At 61.6% G+C, this 20,058-nt stretch carries 2 protein-coding genes; one reads left to right on the plus strand and one right to left on the minus strand.

The genetic code is table 11. The features are described from left to right. Window positions 1–125: 125 nt before the first annotated feature. Window positions 126–18,140 carry an Ig-like domain-containing protein gene (locus FHW04_RS18350; protein WP_179420053.1) on the minus strand — a complete coding sequence of 6,005 codons (18,015 nt, stop codon included), beginning with the start codon at window positions 18,138–18,140 and terminating at the stop codon, window positions 126–128. A gap of 741 nt (window positions 18,141–18,881) precedes the next feature. On the opposite strand from FHW04_RS18350, the gene FHW04_RS18355 reads away from it, so the two are divergent. Next, window positions 18,882–20,036 carry an MFS transporter gene (locus FHW04_RS18355; RefSeq protein WP_031376600.1) on the plus strand — a complete coding sequence of 385 codons (1,155 nt, stop codon included), beginning with the start codon at window positions 18,882–18,884 and terminating at the stop codon, window positions 20,034–20,036. The last annotated feature ends 22 nt before the right edge of the window (window positions 20,037–20,058 follow it).

The following is a 20,058-nucleotide window of genomic DNA, read 5'->3' on the forward strand; positions in this document are numbered from 1 at the left end:
TTTCACCCTGCTGATGAATAGTGGCGAAAATCTGGAAAATGGAATTATCACGGCCGGAAAATAAAAAATCAGCGGGCGCTCACACACCCGCTGATTCCATCAGGTTTACTGATATTTTAGCCGCACTACACGATATGCACCTGCAGGTTATGTTGCACCAGCACATCGCCCAGCGTGTTATCGCTGGTCAGCGCCGAATTGTGATAAACCTCGAAGGTTTGCCCCTGCACGGTACGCTCGCCGGTTACCGCCCAGATGCCGCCATTGCTGTTCGCCAGCGTCACCTGGCTGCCATCGGCACCCTTGATGATCAAATCATCACTTTGCTGGTCGGTAATGCTCAGTGCTTCATTCAGATCGAGTTTCACCGAGTTAGTCCCGGTTTTGCCGAGGTCGAGTACTTCAATGTGCTCGACTTTCAGACCCAGCGAGGTGAGATCCAGATTCAGATGCTCCCCGTTCAGCACCAGCGTATCGGTGCCTGCGCCGCCATCGATGTGCGTAAAGTTGAGATCACTGACCGTCACGGTATCAGCCCCACTGCTGCCGGTAACCGCTGCACCTTCCACCGTGCTGCCATCAGCCAGCGTGATCACCACGCCACCAATGGTGTAGCTGGCCTCCCCGGCTGGCGCAGCGGCGGCAACGGTTTCCGGTGCGGAAGCGCTTTCACTGCTGCTGGCCGGCGCGGTGATATCCGCGTCGGTGGTCAGGGTCGAGACCACCGCAGCATGGGTGACGTTTTCCTCACTGCTGTTGGTGTTGTGCTGCGTTTCACCGCCGGCACTGGCCACCGTGGCGCTGTCATCGGCCACCGGGAACAGTGCCACCGATTCGGTGGCGGCAGTCGTAATCGGCAACAATGACCCTAACAGCAGAGTATTGGTGGTCGAATAGCTGTTGCCTGCCACATCAGTGATGGTGATTTTTGCCAGCGTACCCAGCGACAGCAGCAGGCCGCCAACCGACAACAACGACGGCGCGAAGTTAGCGGAGTAACGCCCCAGCGCATCGGTGGTGGTATTGATCGTCGGTCCGTTGCTGCCGTTGGCGAGCAGCAGCGTGACGCTGACTTTCGATCCCTGCGCCGCATTCAGCGAGCCGCCCTGCACCGTCAGTCCGGTCAGCAACGACGTCACGATGCTGAGCACCGGATCGGCGCCCACCAGCGGTGAATTGTGTGACAGTGCGGTAAAGGAGCTGCTGCTGGTGACGGTATTGCCGCCAATATCAGCCACCGTTACGGTCAGCGGATGACTGCCATCAGAGATCCCTTTCAGGGTGGCTGACGGTACGCTGATGCTCCATGCCCCATTCGCGCCAATGGTGGTGGTGAGGATATTGCCCGCGAGGTTAACCGTTACCGTGCCGCCAGCGGCATTGGTGCTGGTGCCGCTGATGGTTTCGGCGGTATTGGCTTCGGCAATATTCAGGTAACCGTCACCGCCAAAATAGCTGCCCAGACTGACCGTCGGCGTGGTGTGACTGACTACGCCGAGTGCGGCCGAGCCGCTGCCGCTGCTGCCCGCGCCATTGGTGACGCTGGCGGTGACGGTGTACTGACCATCGGCAATTGCCGCCAGGCTGGCCGCCGGAATCGACAGGCTCCAGTTACCGTTGCTGTTCACCGTGGTGCTGTAGGTCTGTCCGCCCAGCGCCACGCGCACCACCGATCCTTCCGCATTGGTGGTACTGCCGCTAATGGTTTGCGCCGTTTTGACATCCACTGCGCTCAGCGCATTGTCACCAAACAGTGAGGTGATGGCGACCGTCGGCGCAGTATGCGCAATCACGCTCAGCGCACCGCTGCTGTTCGCCACGTTGCCATAGGCGTCGGTGCCGGTCACGGTCACAGTTTTGCTGCCGTCGGTGATTGCCGCCAGATCCGCTTTTGGTACGCTGATACTCCAGCTACCGCCGCTCACCACTTTAGTGGTGTAGGTCAGCCCGTTCAGCGTGGCGCTGACGGTTGAACCGGCCGCCAGGCTTGAGCTGCCGCTGATGGTCTGATTGGAGGCCAGATCCGCTGCGCTCAGCACGCCATCGCCAAACACCGTATTCACCGACAGCGTCGGCTGAATCAGCCCCAGCGAGACACCGGCACTGGTGCTGCTGGTGTTGCCCACCGGATCGGTGACCGAGGCGCTGACCGTGAAGTTGCCGCTCAGCAGCGTAGAGAGCACCGCTGGCGTTACCGTGGTCGAGAAGCTTCCGTCGGCGTTAACCAGCGCGGTGGCGGTGGTATTGCCAATCGCCAGCCGGACGCTGCTGCCCGCCGCCACGCCTGATACCGTACCGCTGATGGTCTGCGTCACCAGCGATTCTGCCAGGTTCAGCACGCCGTCACCAAACAACGGGTTAAGCGTCACTTTCGGCAGGTTGTGAATGCCGACCAGCGCGCCCGCCGAGGTGCTGCTGGTGTTGCCCGCGCTGTCTGTAACGCTGACACCGACGGTGAGATTGCCATCGGTAATGCCCTGCAACAGCGTTGGCGTCAGCGAAACGTTGAAGTTGCCACTGGCATCGGTGGTGGTGATGAACTGCTGCGATCCGACAGAGACCACCACACGCGAGCCCGGTTCTGCCCCGCCAACCACGCCGCCGATCACCTGGGTGACCAGCGCATCCGCCACGTTAAGCAGGCCGTCGCCAAACAGCGGATTAACGGTGATGGTGGGCAGCAGCGTATCGACCCGGATCCCGGCACTGGTGCTGGCGGTATTGCCCGCCGGATCGGTGACCGAGGCACCGACCGTCAGGTTGCCCTGCGCCAGCGTGCCCAGAATATCCGGCGTGACCGTCGCCGTGAAGGCACCGCCTGCGCCGACCGTGGTGGTGAGCTGGCTACTGCCAATGTTCAGCGTCACCACCGAGCCCTGCGCCACATTGTTGACCACACCGCTGATCACCTGGCCGGTGGCGATGTCCGCCAGGTTCAGCACGCCATCACCAAACAGTGAGGTCAGGCTGATCGACGGCGTCTGGGTGAAGATGCCAATGGTCGCGCTGTTAGAAGCGACGTTACCGGCCCGATCGGTGACGCTCACGCCCAGCGTCAGGTTGCCATCCAGCAGTGAACTAAGATCGCCGCCCGGCAGGTTAACGCTCCATGTGCCGCCCGCCTGCACCGTGGTGGTGTAGGTATGGCTGCCAAAGGTGACGGTGACCTGTGAACCGGCGGCGGCGTTCTGAATCACCCCGCCGACCACCTGACCGGTTGCCGCTTCAGCAATGTTAAGAAGATTATCGCCACCAAACAGCCCGGTCAGGGTACCAACGACCGGCACGGCATTGACAATCGCCGTCACGGTTTCCGGGACGCTACGGACGTTACCGGCCGCATCGGTCAGGGTGACGTTCAGCGCCAGATCGCCATCACTCAGCAGCCCCAGTACGGAAGGCGGTACCACAATCGCCCACTTACCATCCTGGCCCACGGCGGCTGACAGCGTGGTTCCGCCCAGCACTACCGAGACCGTCGCGCCAACCCCTGCCGAGGTGGCCACGCCGCTGATGGTTTGTGCCACCGTGGTATCGATGGCGCTCAGCGTTCCGTCGCCGAAGACCGAATCGACCACCAGGGTTAGCGCGCTGTTGACCAGTTTATTCACGGTCAGAGTGGCGTCAGTCTGGTTACCGCTGACGTCATTAACCCGCACGCCAAACACCAGCGCGCCATCATTCAGGCTCGACAGCACCTGTGGATCGACATCGAGACTCCAGCGGCCGTCAGCACCGACCACCGCCGTGGCAATCGGTGCGCCGTCACCGAGATAGAGACTGACGGTTTGCCCTTCAGCGCCCTGGGCACTGCCGGTCAATACCTGGCTGAGCAGCAGATCCGCCGCGTTGATCAGGTTGTCACCGAGGAAGGCGTCAATCAGGATCAGCGGTGCCGTGTTGTCCACCGTCACCGTTTCATTGACGGTGGTAACGTTGCCCGCCGCGTCGGACAGTTGCGCCGTAATCACCGGTGCAGCACCATCCTGCAGCGCCTGCATGTCGCTGGCCGGTACGGTAGTGGACCAGTTGCCGTTGCTCTGTACGATGGCGTTATAGCTTTTGTTATTGAAGGTGACGACCACCGTGCGCCCGACTTCGGCGCTATCGGCGGTGCCGCTGATCACCTGACTGGTGGCGCCTTCACTGCCGTTGACCCGATTGTCGCCAGCAAAGGTGTTGAGCGTCAGGGTCGGTGGCGTCAGATCGATCTGCACGCTGCCGCTGGTGGATACCGAGGTCGTGCCATTGTTAGCGATGACCGTAATGGCGACGCTGCCGTCAGCATTGCCGAAATCGCTGACCGGCAGGGCGACGGTCGACCAGTTACCGTTGGCGTTCAGGGTGGTGGAATAATTGATGTCATTAATCACCACCGTGACCGAGCCGCCCGCGCCAAGGTTAGCCGAGGTGCCGCTCACCACTACCCCGCCCGCCTGATCGGCGGTACTGATGATGTTATCGCCTGAAATAGTACCCAGCGTCACCAGCGGTCCTGGAGGTGGCGTGAGATTGACGTTTAAGGTCAGATCCTGGCTGGTAGTGTTGCCCGCCAGGTCGCTGACGCTTAACGCCAGGGTCGTCGTCGGCTGGCTGAAGGTGGCCATCTGTTCTGGCGTCAGGGTCAGGCTCCAGCTGCCGTTCGCGCCGACCACCGCCGTTCCGAGCGCCGTCGCGCCCAGCGAGACGCTGAGCACGGTGCCCGGTTCGGCACCGGCAGCCGTGCCGCTCAGCAGCTGCGGCTGGATGCTCTCGCTATAGCTGAGCGCGCCATCGCCGGCAAAGGTGCCGACAGTCAGCACCGGCGGCGTGGTATCAACCACCAGCGAACTGCTGATGGTGCTGCTGTTACCGGCCGCATCGGTTGCCGTCACGGTGACCGGATAGCTACCGTCAGTGAACACCGAGAGATCCGCGTTGCTCAGCGGCAGCGTCCAGTTGCCACTGGCATCGGCCAGCGTGTTGTACACCGCATCACCCATGGTGATCCGCACCGTCTGATTAGCACCGGTTTCGCCGGTGGTGCCGCTCAGGGTAAAGCCCGCTGCAACATCGGCGGCATTGATGTAGCCATCGAGGAACTGAGCATCAACGGTCGGCTGCGGTGCAGTGAGATCGGCGGTAAAGGCCAGCTCCGTGGTGCCGGTGTTACCCGCCGCGTCGACCACGTTAACCGTCAGAGTATGCGCGCCATCACCCAGTGAACTCAGCGCGTTGGCCGGAATGTTAACCACCCAGTTACCTGCACCATCCACCGCGCCGTTGTAGCGCGAACCGTTCAGATCGACGGTGATGCTCACGGCCTGATTATCACCAATGCTACCGGTGGAGCCGGTCAGCGTAACGCCCGCCGCCGCTTCACTGATATTCAGCACACTGTCAGCGCCAAATGCACCGTCGTTAAAGGTTGGGGTCGGGGCCGTGACCTCGGTCACCACGTTGAGCGCCGTGCTGTCGGTGTTACCGGCCAGATCGCTGGCGGTGACCGTGATGGTGTGGCTACCGCTGGTAAAAGTTGCCAGTTGCGCAGGCGTCAGCGTCAGCGACCAACTGCCATCGGTCTGTACTGTCGCGGTCAGCGGTTGATCGCCATTAAAACCTGAGATCAGCACGCTGACCGTCTGTCCGGCCGCGCTAAGCCCGGTCGAGCCGCTCAGCACCTGCTCGCTTGCCGCATCAGCCGCACTGAGCGCACCGTCGCCAAACGGCAGATTAAGGGTAACGTCCGGCAGGTTATTCACCGCGACCAGCACGTTGCCGCCCACGCTGGCGCTGTTGCCGTTAACATCGGTGACCGTCACCGTGACCGGCCAGTTACCATCCGGCAGCGACTGCAATACCGCCGGTGGCAGATCCAGCGTCCAGCGGCTATCGCCGTCGCTCAGGGTGGCGGAATAGACGGTGCCATTAACGGTAACCTGCACCGACGCCGGATTGGTGACGTTGATGGTGCCGCTCAGTGCACCGCCTGCCGCCGCCTCGTCAGCGTTGATACGGCCATCAGTGAATGGCGTATCCAGCGTAGGCGCAACAAGCGGCGTCGTGGCGGTGATAAAGCTCTGGGTCGCTTCCGTGCTGTTACCCGCCCGATCGGTGGTGGTCACGGTAAGAGTGTGCTGCCCGTTGCCGAGAATAGCGATGTATTCCGGCGTCAGGCTGGCGGTCCAGTTGCCATTTGCATCGACCGTGACCGACAACGGAATGTTGTCGTTTCCGATCGTCACGCTGACAGACTGGCCGTCGCCCACCGCGGTGGTACCGCTGATAACCTGCACCGTTGCCGCTTCGCTGCTGTTGATCACATTGTCACCAAACAGCGTGGTGGCGAAGGTCGGCGTTACCGGCGGCGTCAGCAGAATTTCAATCCCGGCTGTAGCCTGCGCTGGGTTACCGGCGGCATCAACGGTGGAGACCACCACCTCGGTCAGGCCGTCTGGCTCACTGCTCAGCGCGCCAGGTGCCAGATAGAGCGACCAGTTCCCGTCCTGGCCCACGGTGGTGCTGAAGGTCTGCTCACCGACCTGGATCGTGACGATGGTGCCTGGGGTCACACTGCTGCTGCCGTTCAGCGACAGCTCGCCGGCCGCATCGGCGGCGCTCACCAGCCCGTCGCTAAACGGCGCCGCCAGGCTGATGGTCGGCAGGGTATTAAAGGCGACATCCAGCGAGGTAGTGGTATCGGTGGTGACGTTGCCTGCTGGGTCGGTTACCGTCACGCTGATGGTTTGTGAGCCATCGGCTAACTGCTGGAGATCGGCGGCCGGAATGGTGACCGACCAGTTCCCGCCCGTTCCGGCGGTGGTGGTGTAGGTCACGTTGTTTAAGGTGACCGCCACCGGCAGACCTTCTGCGGTGTTACCGGTGATGGTCAGATCCTGCAACGACTCCGCCAGGTTCAGGCTGCTGCCGGCACTGAGCGCAATGTTCGTCACCACCGGCAAGGTGGTATTGACCGTGACATCATGGGTTGCCGTGGCCGGGTTGCCGGCCACATCGCTGGCGCGCACGCTGAAGGTCTGGGTGGAATCTGCCGGCAGGCCGTTGAAGGCCGTCGCGGGCACGGTCACCGTCCAGTTGCCGTTCGCGTCGAGCGTGGTGCTGTAATCGACATCGTTGAAAGTGACTGTGACCGCGGTGCCACCAGCCAGCTGGGTGCTGGTGCCGCTGACCACCACGTCGCCGGTCGCTTCAGTGGCGTTGATCACATCATCACCGGCCACCACGTTGACGCTGAGCGTCGGCTGGGCCTGATCGCTGGCGACCACCACCAGACTGCTGCTGCTGCTGGCCGGGTTACCGGCGACATCAGCGGACACCACCACCAGCGCCTGCTCACCATCCGGCAGAGTAGCGATATCGGCCGCCGGTACGGTCACCGTCCAGCCGCCACCGGCCGCGACCGTGCCACTGTAGTCGATATTATTCAGCGTGACCGTCACCACCTGTCCCTCGGCAAGGTTGGTGCTGGTGCCGCTGACGGTCAGATCCTGCCCTGCTTCAGCCTGATTGAGGTAGTTATCACCGCTGACAGGCCCGATGGTCAGGGTCGGCAGCGTCGCGCTGTCGGCATCACGGGTCAGCGTCTGGCTGATGCTGGTCTGGTTGCCTGCGGCATCGGTCAGCGAGACCCCGACCGGATAGCTGCCATCCGTCAGCCCCTGCAGCACGCTGGCGGGCAGCGTCACCTGCCAGCTGCCGTCTGACAGCACCTGGGTCTGGTAATCCACATTCTGGAAGCTGACGGTGACAATCTGTCCGGCATCAGCAACCGAGGCGGTACCGCTGACCGCCACATCCTGCAACAGCTCCAGTGAGTTGATGGTGTTGTCGCCGCCAATCGCATTCACGTTCAGCGCTGGCGGGGTGAAATCGACCGTGACGCTGCTGGCGAGTGAGCCACTGTTGCCTGCGGCATCACTGACGTTGACCTCCAGGGTATTAATACCGTCGCTCAGGGTCTGCAACTGGGCTGGCGTCAGGGTCACCGTCCAGTTGCCCTGGGCATCAACCACCGCTGAATAGCTCTCGCCGCCCAGCGTCACGCTCACCGTCTGGCCTGCGCCCAGTAATCCGGTGGTACCGCTCAGCGTCTGGCTGGAGTCAGCTTCATTGCGGCTCAGATAGCCATCGCCGAATGGCGTGTCAATGCTGACCGACAACGAGGCGGTCGCCAGATTGATCTCCCGCGTTTCGGTGACCGGGTTGCCCGCGGTATCACGCACGGTGACGGTGACGGTATAGAGACCGGCCGGAATATCCGTCAGTGCGCCCGCCGGCAGCGTCAGGCTCCAGTTGCCCTCTCCGTTGACGGTGGTGGTCCAGACCTGGTTATTCAGCGTCAGGGTAACCAGCTGCCCTTCACCGGCGTCGCTGCTGCCGCTCAGGATAACCGGTGCCGTACTTTCGGCGATGTTGATGATGTCATCACCCGCCACCGCATCAAGGGTTAACACCGGTGGCGTGCGATCCACCACGACACTGCCGTCGGTGCTGGCAGTGTTGCCTGCCGCATCCTGTACCGTCACGGTGTAGCCGACGGTCTGTTCCGGCAGATCCGCCAGGGCGACCGCCGGGACAGAAACCGTCCAGTTGCCATTGTCGTCGGCCGTCGTGGTATAGGTGTTGCCGTTCAGCACTACGCTGACACTCTGGCCGTCTCCGCTGGCACCGGTGGTCCCGCTGAGGGTTTGCGCACTGGTGATGTCGCTGCTGTTGAGCGTGCCGTCACCAAACGGACTGGTGATGGTCGGATCGGGCAGATTGGTGGCCAGTACGTTGAGCGTCGCCGCGCTGCTGAGCGTCGCGCCTCCGCTGTCGGTAGCGGTCACCGTCAGGGTGTAAGCACCATCCGCCAGACCGGCCAGCGCGTTGGCCGGTACGATCAGACTCCAGTTGCCGTTGGCCGCGACCTGCGCGGTGTAGCTGACATCGTTAAGCAATACCGTCACCGTGCCACCCTGCGGCACATTGACCGAGCTGCCGGTTACGATCAGCGGCTCAGCCAGTTCCTGGGCATTCAGGTAGTTATCGCCACTCAGTGCATTGAGCGCCAGGCCGGAGGCGTTGCTGTTAACGTCGAAGGCCAGGGTGTTGGTGGCGGTGTTGCCCGCCACGTCGCTGACGGCCACCGTGAAGCTGGCACTGCCGTCATTAAGCGCACTCAGCGCGCCCGCCGGTACGGTCAGGCTCCAGGCGCCGCTGGCCTGCACCGCGGCACTGTAGACGTTGCCGTCCAGCGTCACGGTCACCAGTTGCCCTGGCTCGACGTTGCTGACGGTGCCGGAGAGACGCTGATCGGTCAGCCGCTCTGCACCATCCACCACGTTGTTGCCGGCAAAGGTATCCAGCGTCAGGGTTGGCAGGCTGGCAGGATCGACTTTCAGCGCCAGACTGGTGTTACTACTGGTGCTGTTGCCGGCGGCATCGCTGGCGGTAACGGTCAGCGGATAGTTGCCGTTGCCCAGCCCGCTGTAGATAGTGGCGGGCAGATCGAGACTCCAGTTGCCGTTCGCGTCTGCCGTGGTGCTGGCGCTGCTGCCGTTGAAGCTGGCGACGATCAGGGCATTGGCTTCGCTGCTGCCGGTCAGCGCCAGCGGCTGCTGGCTCTCTGCGGCATTAATGATGCCACCTGACGGCGTATTCAGGCTCAGCGGCGGAGGCAGCGTATCAACCGCAACCGTCCCGCCCGCCTGGCTGCTGTTACCGGCCACATCGCTGACCACCACGGTATACGGTGTTTCACCCTGCGGTAACGCTGACAGCACTTCAGCCGGAATCGTCACCTGCCAGTTGCCGGCCTGATCGACCGTGCCGCTGTAGCTGACGCCATCCAGCGTCACGCTGACCGCCTGGCCATCGCCGCTGACGCCGGTCGTGCCGGTGATGGTGCCGCTGGTCGCCGCTTCCGCGCCATTAAGCACCCCGTCCCCGAACGCGTCGCCTGGGGTGGCAACCGGCAGCGCGGTGGCGATCACCGTCACCACCGTGTCGGTAGTCGCCAGTGGCGTACCGTCGGCATTCGTGACGGTGGTGGTCACGGTCAGCGGGCCGTCGGCGACATTAGTCAATGTGCCAGCCGGTAAGGACAGGTTCCAGCTACCGTCGGCCGCCACGGTGGTGGTGACGGTGGTGCCATTCGCGGTCACCTCTACGATGCTGCCTTGTGGCAGACCGCTGGTGCTGCCGCTGACCAGCACATCGCCAGTCAGTTCACTGGCGTTGAGGTAGTTATCGCCGGTGATCGGGGCCAGTGCAACGGAAGGCTGGGTATTATCCACGTTGAAGTTAAGCGGGCTGCTGCTGGTGTTGCCGACCGCATTGATCACGCTGACGTTCAGGGTCTGGCTGCCTTCCGCCAGACCGGCCAGCGCCCCAGCCGGCAGCACGATGCTCCAGCTGCCGCTGGCTTCGACCACGCCGCTGTAGTTGCTTCCATTGAGAGAGACGGTGACCTGCTGTCCTGCTTCCACGTTGGTGGAGGTGCCGCGCAGGGTAATCGGCTGCAGCTGTTCGGCAGCGCTGACAACGCCATCGCCGGAAAAGGCATCACTGTCTACGGTCAGCGTTGGCTGGAGTTCAGGTGCGTTCACCACATTCAGATCGATGGTCTGACTGGTCTGGTTGCCATTGGCGTCGGTGGCGGTGACGGTTACCGGGTTGCTGCCAGACGGCAGCCCGGTGAGATTGTCCGGCGCGATTTGCAACGACCACTGACCGTTGGCGCCAACGGTGGTGCTGTAGAGCGTATCGTTAAATTCAACTGTAACCCGATCGCCATTCTGACCGGTGCCGCTGATTACCAATGGCTGCGTCAGATCATTGACGCTCAGGGCGTTATCGCCGCTGATCGGATCGACCACCAGCAACGGTGCAGCGGTCGCAACGTTCAGCGTGCTGCTCTGGCTGCTGCTGTTGCCCGCCGTGTCGCTGACGGTCACCACTACCGGATAGCTGCTGCCGTTAGTCAGGCCCGCCAGGGCGGCTGGCGGCACGTCCAGTGACCAGTTACCGTCGGCATTGACCGTGCCGGTATAGGTCACGCCGTTCAGCGTCAGGCTGACCCGATCGCCTTCACTGCCGGTTCCGCTGAAGCTGATGCCCGCCGCCTGTTCTGCGCCGTTCAGCACCCCATCACCGGCCGGTGAATTGAGGCTGAAGTCCGGTGCGGCAGTATCGACGGTCAGCGGCAAGGCGCTGGTATTGCTGTTGCCACCGGCGCTGGTCACCGTGACGTTGAGATCGTAGCGGCCATCGGTCAGCGCCTGCAGATCGGCGCGGGGTACGGTGGCGGTCCAGCGGCCATCGTCAGCAACTATGGCATCGTAGGTGACGCCGTTCAGCAGCAGGCTCACGCTGCTGCCCGGGGCGACGGTGCCGCTGATCGGCAGATCGGCGTCAGCTTCTGCGCCGTTAATAATGCCATCGGTGGCAATCGGATTAACCACCAGCGTTGGTGTGCCGGTATCGACCGTCAGCGGCACCGTGGTGCTGGCGCTGTTGCCGGCCAGATCGGTGGTAGTGACGGTGATCGGATTGCTGCCCTGCGCCAGCGCTTGCAGCGCCGACGGCGGCAGAACCACGCTCCAGTCGCCATTCGCCGCCACCGTTGCCGGATAGCTGCTGCCGCCCACGCTGACGCTAACCGCCTGGCCCGGCGTCGTGGTGCCGGTCAGGGTTTGCGCCGCGCTGGCTTCTTCACTGTTGAGTATGCTGTCAGTAAACGGCGTATTGATGACCGGTGCGGTCAGCGGCGTGGTGGCGACCAGCAGCGTCTGGCTGCTGGAAACCTCGCCTGAGGTCACGGTTACCGTGGTGGTGCCCTGCGCCAGATTAGCCAGATCGCCGGCTGGCACGGTGATCGTCCAGGCCCCGGTTTCGTCGGTGGTACCGCTGTAAACGGTGCCGCCCGGCACCAGCGTAACGCTGACCACGCTACCGACGGCCAGGTTGGTTGAACTGCCGCTGAGGGTCAGATCGCTCTGCGCTTCGATCGCGTTGAGCTGATTATCCTCGGCGATTGGCGCAATCGACAGCAGCGGTGCGTTAGTGGTGATGACGGTGAACTGTCCGCTGGCAGGCTGCGCCGTGTTACCGGCGACATCGAGGATCGCCACGGTAAAGGTTTTCTCCCCGGCCGCGCCCAGCGATCCGGCCGGTAGCGTGACGCTCCAGACGCCATTTGCCTGGACCACACCATCGTAAGACTGACCGTTAATCGCCAGCACTACCGGCTGCCCGGCCGGTACGCCGGTGACGGTGCCGGTAACCTGAATATCACTCAGCTGTTCGGCACTATCGACCTGATTATCCGCCGTGACCGGATCAATGGTCAGCGCCGGTGGGGTCGCCGCCAGCACGGTAACATCCGACAGCACGCTGCTGCTGTTGCCGTACGTATCGCTGATCGACACGTTAACCGGATAGATAGCGTCTGCCAGCTGGCTGATTACCGCAGCCGGCACCGTGACGCTCCAGTTGCCGCTGGTATCGACCGTCGCGGTATAAACCGTGCCGTTAAAGTCGACCGACACCGCATCGCCTGCGCTGCCGCCACGGCCATCGATGGTCAGATCCTGACTGTGCTCAGCGATGTTGATATAGCCGTCGCTGGCTGGGGTTGAGACTTCGAGCAGCGGTGGCGTGGTGGCAAAGGTCACTAAATCCGTCGTCTGGCTGACGTTGCCATCACTGTCGGTGGCCACCACCGTCACTGCCTGGGCACCGTTCGGCACCAGAGCCAGATCGGCAGCAGGAACAGTGATACTCCAGCTCCCCTCCTGCGCCACCACGGCGCTGTAGGTCTGGCCGTTGAGCGAGACGCGAATAATATCGCCTTCATCACCGCTGCCGCTGACGCTCAGCGGCTGCTGCGCATCGGCAACGTTAATCACGCCATCATCGGTGAGTGGGTTGACGGTTAAAGCTGGCACCGCGGTAGCTACCCGCAGTTCGGTCGAGAGGTCACTGCTGTTACCGGCCGGATCGGTGACGGTAACGCTCACCGGATAGGTCTGGTTAGTGAGTGCGCCGAGATCGGACACCGGCACCGACGCGGTCCAGTTACCGTTGCCATCCACCGTGGCGGTGTAGGTTTTGTCGTTCAATACCACCGACACCGTATCGCCCGCCGTGCCGGTACCGCTGAACAGCAGCGGCTGCGTCAGATCACCGTTGCTGAGCACACCGTCACCGCCCGGTGCCGCCACCGTTGCCTCAGGCAACTGGGTACTGACTGCCAGCGGCTGGGTTTGCGTAATGATATTGCCGCTGGCATCGGTCAGGCTGACGTCGAGACGGTAGCTGCTGCCATCCGCCAGCGCCTGCAGCGCGTCAGACGGCACGGTCACCGTCCAGTTGCCGGAGCCATCCACGGTGGTGGTGTAAGTCTGGTCATTCAGCGTGACCGAAACCAATTCCCCCGGCGCAGCGCCGGATCCGCTGACCGGCAGCCCGGCCGCCACTTCACTGCTGTTGAGAATGCCATCGCCACCGGCCACCGGTGCCACAATCAGGTTCGGCAACCGGGTATCGACGCTGAAGTCCAGCGTGTCTCCAACGCGGTTGCCTGCTTCATCAATCACCGTGATATTGAGGCTGTTGCTCCCCTGTGGTAGCAGGGCGAGATCGCTGGCAGGCAAGGCCAGGCTCCAGCTGCCGTCAGGATTGACCGTGGCACTGTAGGTTTTACCGTTCAGTTCCAGTTCGACCTGTTGACCCGCCGCCGCTTTGCCGGTGCTGCCGCCGATCGCCAGATCGCTGCTGGTGTCGGCGCGGTTGAGAATGCCATCCGTGAGCGCGCTGTCGTTAAGCGTGATCTGTGGCTGATTGCTGACCACCACGTTGAGCTGCGCCGAATCGGTCAGCGGGGTGTTATTGGCATCGATGGCGGTCACCGACACTGCCTTGACGCCGTCAGTAATATCGGTCAGATCGCTGGCCGGAACGGTGACGCTCCAGAATCCGTTGCTGCCGACCACGCCGCTGTAGGTGCTGCCGTTAAAGGCCACCAGCACCGACTGTCCTGCGGCGACGCCAACTGCTGAACCGGAGATCACCAGATCGTTGCCAGCCTCCTGCTGGTTGAGGAAGCCATCGCCGCTCAACGGTTCGCTGATGGTCAGAACGCCCGGCTCACCTGGCGCGGGTGTAATGTTGATCTCGCGGCTGTCAGTGGCAGCGGTCCCTGCCGCGTTGCTGACGCTCACCGTAAGTGTGGTGCTGCCCGCGGCCAGCGCGCTGAGCGCCGCAGACGGAATCAGAGCGCTCCAGTTCCCCTCAGGCCCGACCTGTGTAGTGTACGTTGCGCCAGCCAGCGTGATGGTGACCGTCTGGCCCGCTTCGACATTACTGGTGCTGCCGGTCAGGGTCTGATCGACCGCTTTTTCGCTGTTATCCAGCAGATCGTCTGCGGCAAAAACGTTGACCGTAATCGCTGGTACGCCAGGTTCAGGCGAAGCTTCTACCGCGATACCGCGGCTTTCACTGGCCCCGGTACCTGCCACGCTGGAGACCGTAGCGCTGATGGTGGCGCTGCCGGCAGGCAGTGCGGCCAGTGCGCTGGCTGGCAGGGTCAGGCTCCAGTTACCGTCCGTATCTACCGCGGCGCTGAAGGTCTGATCGCCAACGGTGACGGTGACAATCTGACCGGCTTCAACGTTAGTGGTGCTGCCGCTCAGCAACTGGTCGCTGGCTTTTTCGTCATTGCTCAGCACATCATCGACCGCGAACGGATTGATGGTCAGAACCGGTGCATTCGGCACGGTGACCGGGGCTTCAACCGTGATCGGCAGGCTGTCACTGGCGGTGATGCCTGCTGCGTTGCTGACCGTGACCGACAAGGTGGTGGAACCGCTCGCCAGCGCGCCAAGCGCATCGGCCGGAATGCTGATATTCCAGCTGCCATCGTCACCGACGGTGCCGCTGTAGGACTCTCCGCCCAGCGTCACGGTAACGATCTGGCCCGCTTCGACATTGGTGGTGGTACCGGACACCGCCTGCGCGTCCAGCTTCTCTTCGTTGCTTAACAGGTTATCGTCGGTAAACGCCGCCACGCTCAGGGTCGGCGTACCCGGCGCGGTCACCGGGGCTTCTACCGCGATATCACGGGTTTCGCTCACCGTGGTGCCGGCCAGATCGCTGACCGATACGCTCAACGTAACGCTGCCAGCGGCTAAGGCTGCCAGCGTTGAGGCCGGAATGGTGACGCTCCAGCTGCCGTCTGCGGCCACGGTGGTGCTGAACGTCTCACCGCCGAGCGTTACCGTGATCGGCTGACCGGTTTCAATGTTGCTGGTGGTGCCGCTCAGCAGCTGATCGCCAGTTTTCTCACTGTTGCTGAGAATATCATCCCCGGCAAACGGGTTGATAGCGACGGTTGGCTCGCCCGGTAAGGTGACCGGTGCCGTGACGCTGATGGGCAGCGTGTCGTTGAGCGTGGTGCCGGCAGCGTTGCTGACCGATACCGTGATGGTGGTCTCGCCAGCGGCCAGCGCCGTCAGTGCCGCGGACGGCACCGTCAGGCTCCAGCCACCGTCAGCATCGACGCTGGCGCTGTAAACCTGGCCGCCAAGCGTCACGGTGACGACCTGCCCCGCTTCGATGTTGCTGGTGGTGCCGCTCAGGACCTGATCAACGCCTTTTTCTTCGTTGCTGAGCAGGTTATCACCGGCGAAATCGTTGATGGTCAGGGTCGGGATGGCCGGACCGGTGCCCGCTGCCTCAACCGCGATATCGCGTGTTTCATTGACGGTGGTTCCCGCCAGGTTCGTGACGGCCACAGTAATGGCATTCGAACCGGCGGGGAGATTGCCCAGCGCCGCCGCCGGGATAATCACCTGCCAGTTGCCATCGACATCGATGATGCCGATATAGTTCTGCCCGCCGAGGTTCACAATCACCTCTGAACCCGCTTCGACATTGGTGGTGCTGCCGCTGAGCGTCTGGGCGGTGCCCTTTTCAGCATTGCTAAGGATGTCATCTCCGGCAAACTGACCAATCGAGATGGACGGTTCGCCCGGCTGGACAACCGGGGCGTCAACGATGATCGGCAGCGCGCTGGTCGCGGTGTCGCCGGCCGCATTACTGACCGATACGGTGATGGTGGTTTCACCGGCTGCCAGCGCCGTTAGCGCGGCGGCAGGCACGGTAAGGCTCCAGCTGCCATCTGCGCCCACGCTGGTGCTGTAAGTCTGACCGCCCAGCGTCACCGTGACGGTTTGTCCGGCCTCAATGTTGCTGGTGCTGCCACTCAGCGTTTGATCGGTGGTTTTTTCGACATTGCTTAGCTGGTTATCGCCGGCGAAATCAGCCAGCGTCACGCCGGGCGCGCCGGGCGTCACCGGAGTTTCCACGTTGATATCGCGGTTTTCGCTGGCTTCAACGCCGGCCTGATTGGTGACGACAACCGAAATAGCGAGGCTACCCGCAGCCAGCCCATTCAGTGCCTGGGCCGGTACGCTAATACTCCAGCTACCATCGGCACCCACCGCAGTGCTGTAGGTCTGATCGCCGAGCGTGATGGTAACTACCTGCCCCGCTTCCACGTTGCTGGTGCTGCCGCTCAGGGTCTGGTCACTGTTTTTTTCGTCATTGCTCAGGATATCGTCGCCGGCAAACGGGTTGATGGCGATAACTGGCGCGCCTGGCTGGGTGAGCGGCGCGTCAACGCTGATCGCCAGGCTGTCGGTGGCTGGCGTGCCTGCCGCGTTGGCCACGCTGACGGTAATGGTGGTGCTGCCCGACGCCAGTGCCGCTAACGCTTCAGCTGGCACGGTGATATTCCAGCTGCCATCGGCTGCTACGCTGCCGCTGTAGTTCTGGCCGCCGAGCGTTACGGTGACAACCTGACCGGCTTCGACGTTGGTGGTGGTGCCGCTCAGGGTCTGGTCGGCGGTTTTTTCGGCGTTACTCAGTACGTTATCACCGGTAAACGGGTCGATCTCCACCCCCGGCATACCCGGCTCGGTGACCGGGGCCTGAACCTGAATCGGACGGCTTTCGCTGGCCTGGGTACCCGCCTGATTGCTGACGGTGGCGGTAATCGTCTGCGCGCCCTGCGTCAGTGCCGCAAGCGTGGCGGGAGGCAAAGTGATGCTCCAGCTTCCGTCGGCACCGACCGTGGCGTTGAAACTTTGGCTGCCCAGCGTAATGGTGACGATCTGGCCCGCCTGAACATTGCTGGTACTTCCGCTCAGCGTCTGGTCAGTGGTTTTCTCACTGCCGCTCAGCACGTCGTCACCGGCAAACGGGTTGATGGTGATTGTCGGGGCATCCGGCGTGGTATCGGGTTGCTGGACGGTGATCCCCAGACTGGCCGCGGCGGCGGTGCCGGCGGCGTTACTCACGCTGACTGAAATGGTGGTGCTGCCTGCCGCCAGCGCCGCCAGGGCACTGGCCGGAATACTGACGCTCCAGCTGCCATCGGCACCGACGCTGGCATTGTAGGTCTGGCCGCCGAGGGTGATGGTTACAATCTGACCTGCTTCAACGTTGCTGGTGGTGCCGCTCAGCAGTTGGGCGGTTGATTTCTCCGCGTTATCCAGCACGTCGTCGCCGGCAAATGGATTAAGAGTAATGGTCGGCGCGCCAGCCGTCGGGGGATTACCCGGCGTGCCGGGATCGACACCGTTGTTGTTATCACCACCGCCGCCGCCACCACCACCACCGCCACCCCCTGCGCCAATCGCCAGACCGGCCAGGCCCAGCACGCCGAGACCGCCGGCAGTAATCACACCCATTGACGAGTTGGTGTTATCCGCCAGCAACAGCGGCTCTACGCTGTCGAGCGATTCATAGGTCGGTGTCACCGCGTTAGAGGCCAGTTCGGCCCCTTCTGCCGTTTGCGGAAACAGGGCGTGTTCCGGTGGATTAACCCCATCATCAAAAACCAGTTCGCTGTGTTCGCCTTCGGCATCATCAAAGAAAAATTTCTGATAGTGGACAGTACTGCCATCACGCATATGCAGAACAAGATCGTTTCCCTGGCGTTCGTACTGCGCCACCATTGCGCGCGTGCCGCTAATGCGGACCACGCTGGGTTCGGTGAGGTTAATGGTTTGTGATGAACCGCCTGTACTCTGCGAGATAAGCGTGCCATTTTCGCGCGAAATGATATCGACCCGGCCCTGCGTGAGTTCTGCCATTTGTAACCTCTACTCCACCAGATTGGCTAATATACTGAATCTAAAAACATAAAATATTTTCATGCTTATAGTATTCACACATTCCTTCACCTTCTGTCAGACAGAAAGTGTCTTAGCCTGGTGTATCTAAAGGCAGTAAAGCCAGGTGACGCTACACACCGGGGAAAATTCCCGGCGTGGCGCTATTTTTATTGGATTATTTGTGTGTAGTTATACGCAAAACGCAGCGGTTTCGCCTGCTTAATCTTTAACGCAAGGGAGATAAAAATCAATTTTAATGTGCAGATTTTATTATGTTTTAACATTCTTTCTATAAGCAACACTTGCAATAAGGCTTTCAGCAAAGTTGCTTTATCGTTGTTTTTACATGTCAATTTGTTGCAGGAAGTTTCTATGATTGGGTTAAAAAGGTTAAAAAATAACCTCCACCTGAACTTTAGAGCGGAAAAAAGAATTTCTTAATTAAGCGATTCAGCCATCATTTATCGCTGGCCCTGATCGCCATTTTCGCTGACAAGTGGTTGAAAAATGGCGATCAAATTTGGCTTAAGTCACGTTACGTGCTGCGAGATTAGCCAGGAAAGTTCTGGAAAAAATCCGCGCACCGCTAAAAGTCGGTAAACTCGCGGTTTTGTTACGCATCTGCCGCTGCACCACACCGGTAATAAATGGCGCGGCGGGTGCCAGTTTTCATGGCCGCAATGCTACACTTTTTCGCTTTGCCACTGATGAATCTGACCTATGACTGCACTGGACGCTGCACAGCAAAATAAACCCGATAGCCGCCTGAACTGGGGCACCCGCACGGTGTTTTTAATCAATGGTTTAGGCATGTCAGCCTGGGCACCGCTGGTGCCGTTTGCGCGCGACCGCCTGCAGCTTAACGGTGCCTCACTGGGCGCGTTACTGCTCTGTCTGGGCATTGGTTCGCTGGCGGCGATGCCGATCACCGGCACATTAGTTGCGCGATTTGGCTGCCGGCGGGTGATGTGTCTTTCGACAGTGCTGGTGCTGGCAATGATGCCGCTGCTGGCCACGGCTGATTCCCATCTGGTAATGGCCGCAGCTCTGATGTGTTTTGGTGCCGGTCTGGGCATGCTGGATGTGGCAATGAACTACCAGGCAGTTCAGGTCGAAAAAGCGGCCGGCAAGCCGATGATGTCTGGCTTTCACGGTTTTTTCAGCCTCGGTGGCATTCTGGGCGCTGGCGCGGTGAGTCTGCTGTTAAGCCTGAGTTTTACGCCGCTGAGCGCCGTGATGGTGATCATGGCGGTGATGCTGCTGCTGTTACTGTGGCGTCTGCCCGGCTTAATGAACCAGCGTTTGCATCAGCCCGATCAGCCCTGGCTGGTGATCCCACGTGGCTGGGTCGCCTTTCTGGGTGCGCTCTGCTTTATCCTGTTTTTGGCGGAAGGAGCGGTGCTGGACTGGGGCGCGCTGCTGCTGTTGCAGAACCCGGCCATGTCGCCGACCCATGCCGGTCTGGGCTATGCACTGTTCTCAACGGCGATGACGCTGGGCCGGTTTGGCGGCGATAAAATCATTCACCGCTTCGGTCGTTATCCGGTGATGCTGACTGGCGCGCTGACGGCCGCTGCGGGCATGAGCCTGGCAGTGTGGCTGCCGTGGCCGGAGATGGCGCTACTGGCTTTTCTGCTGGTCGGTTTCGGTTTATCGAATACCGTGCCGATGTTATTCAATGCGGCGGGGAATCAACAGGATATGCCGGCAAACCTGGCGATTTCTGCCATGACAACGCTGGGATATGCGGGTATTCTCTCAGGTCCGGCCTTAATCGGATTCATATCACAATGGATCAGCCTCAGCGGCGCATTTTTATTAATCGCGCTGTTGCTGTTAGCTGTGGCCGCCAGTGCGCGAAAAGTTGCGCGATAATTCAGGTATCAGACACGCTATG

Origin of the sequence: Pantoea sp. AN62, assembly GCF_050432985.1 — a bacterium.
Lineage (GTDB): Bacteria > Pseudomonadota > Gammaproteobacteria > Enterobacterales > Enterobacteriaceae > Pantoea > Pantoea brenneri.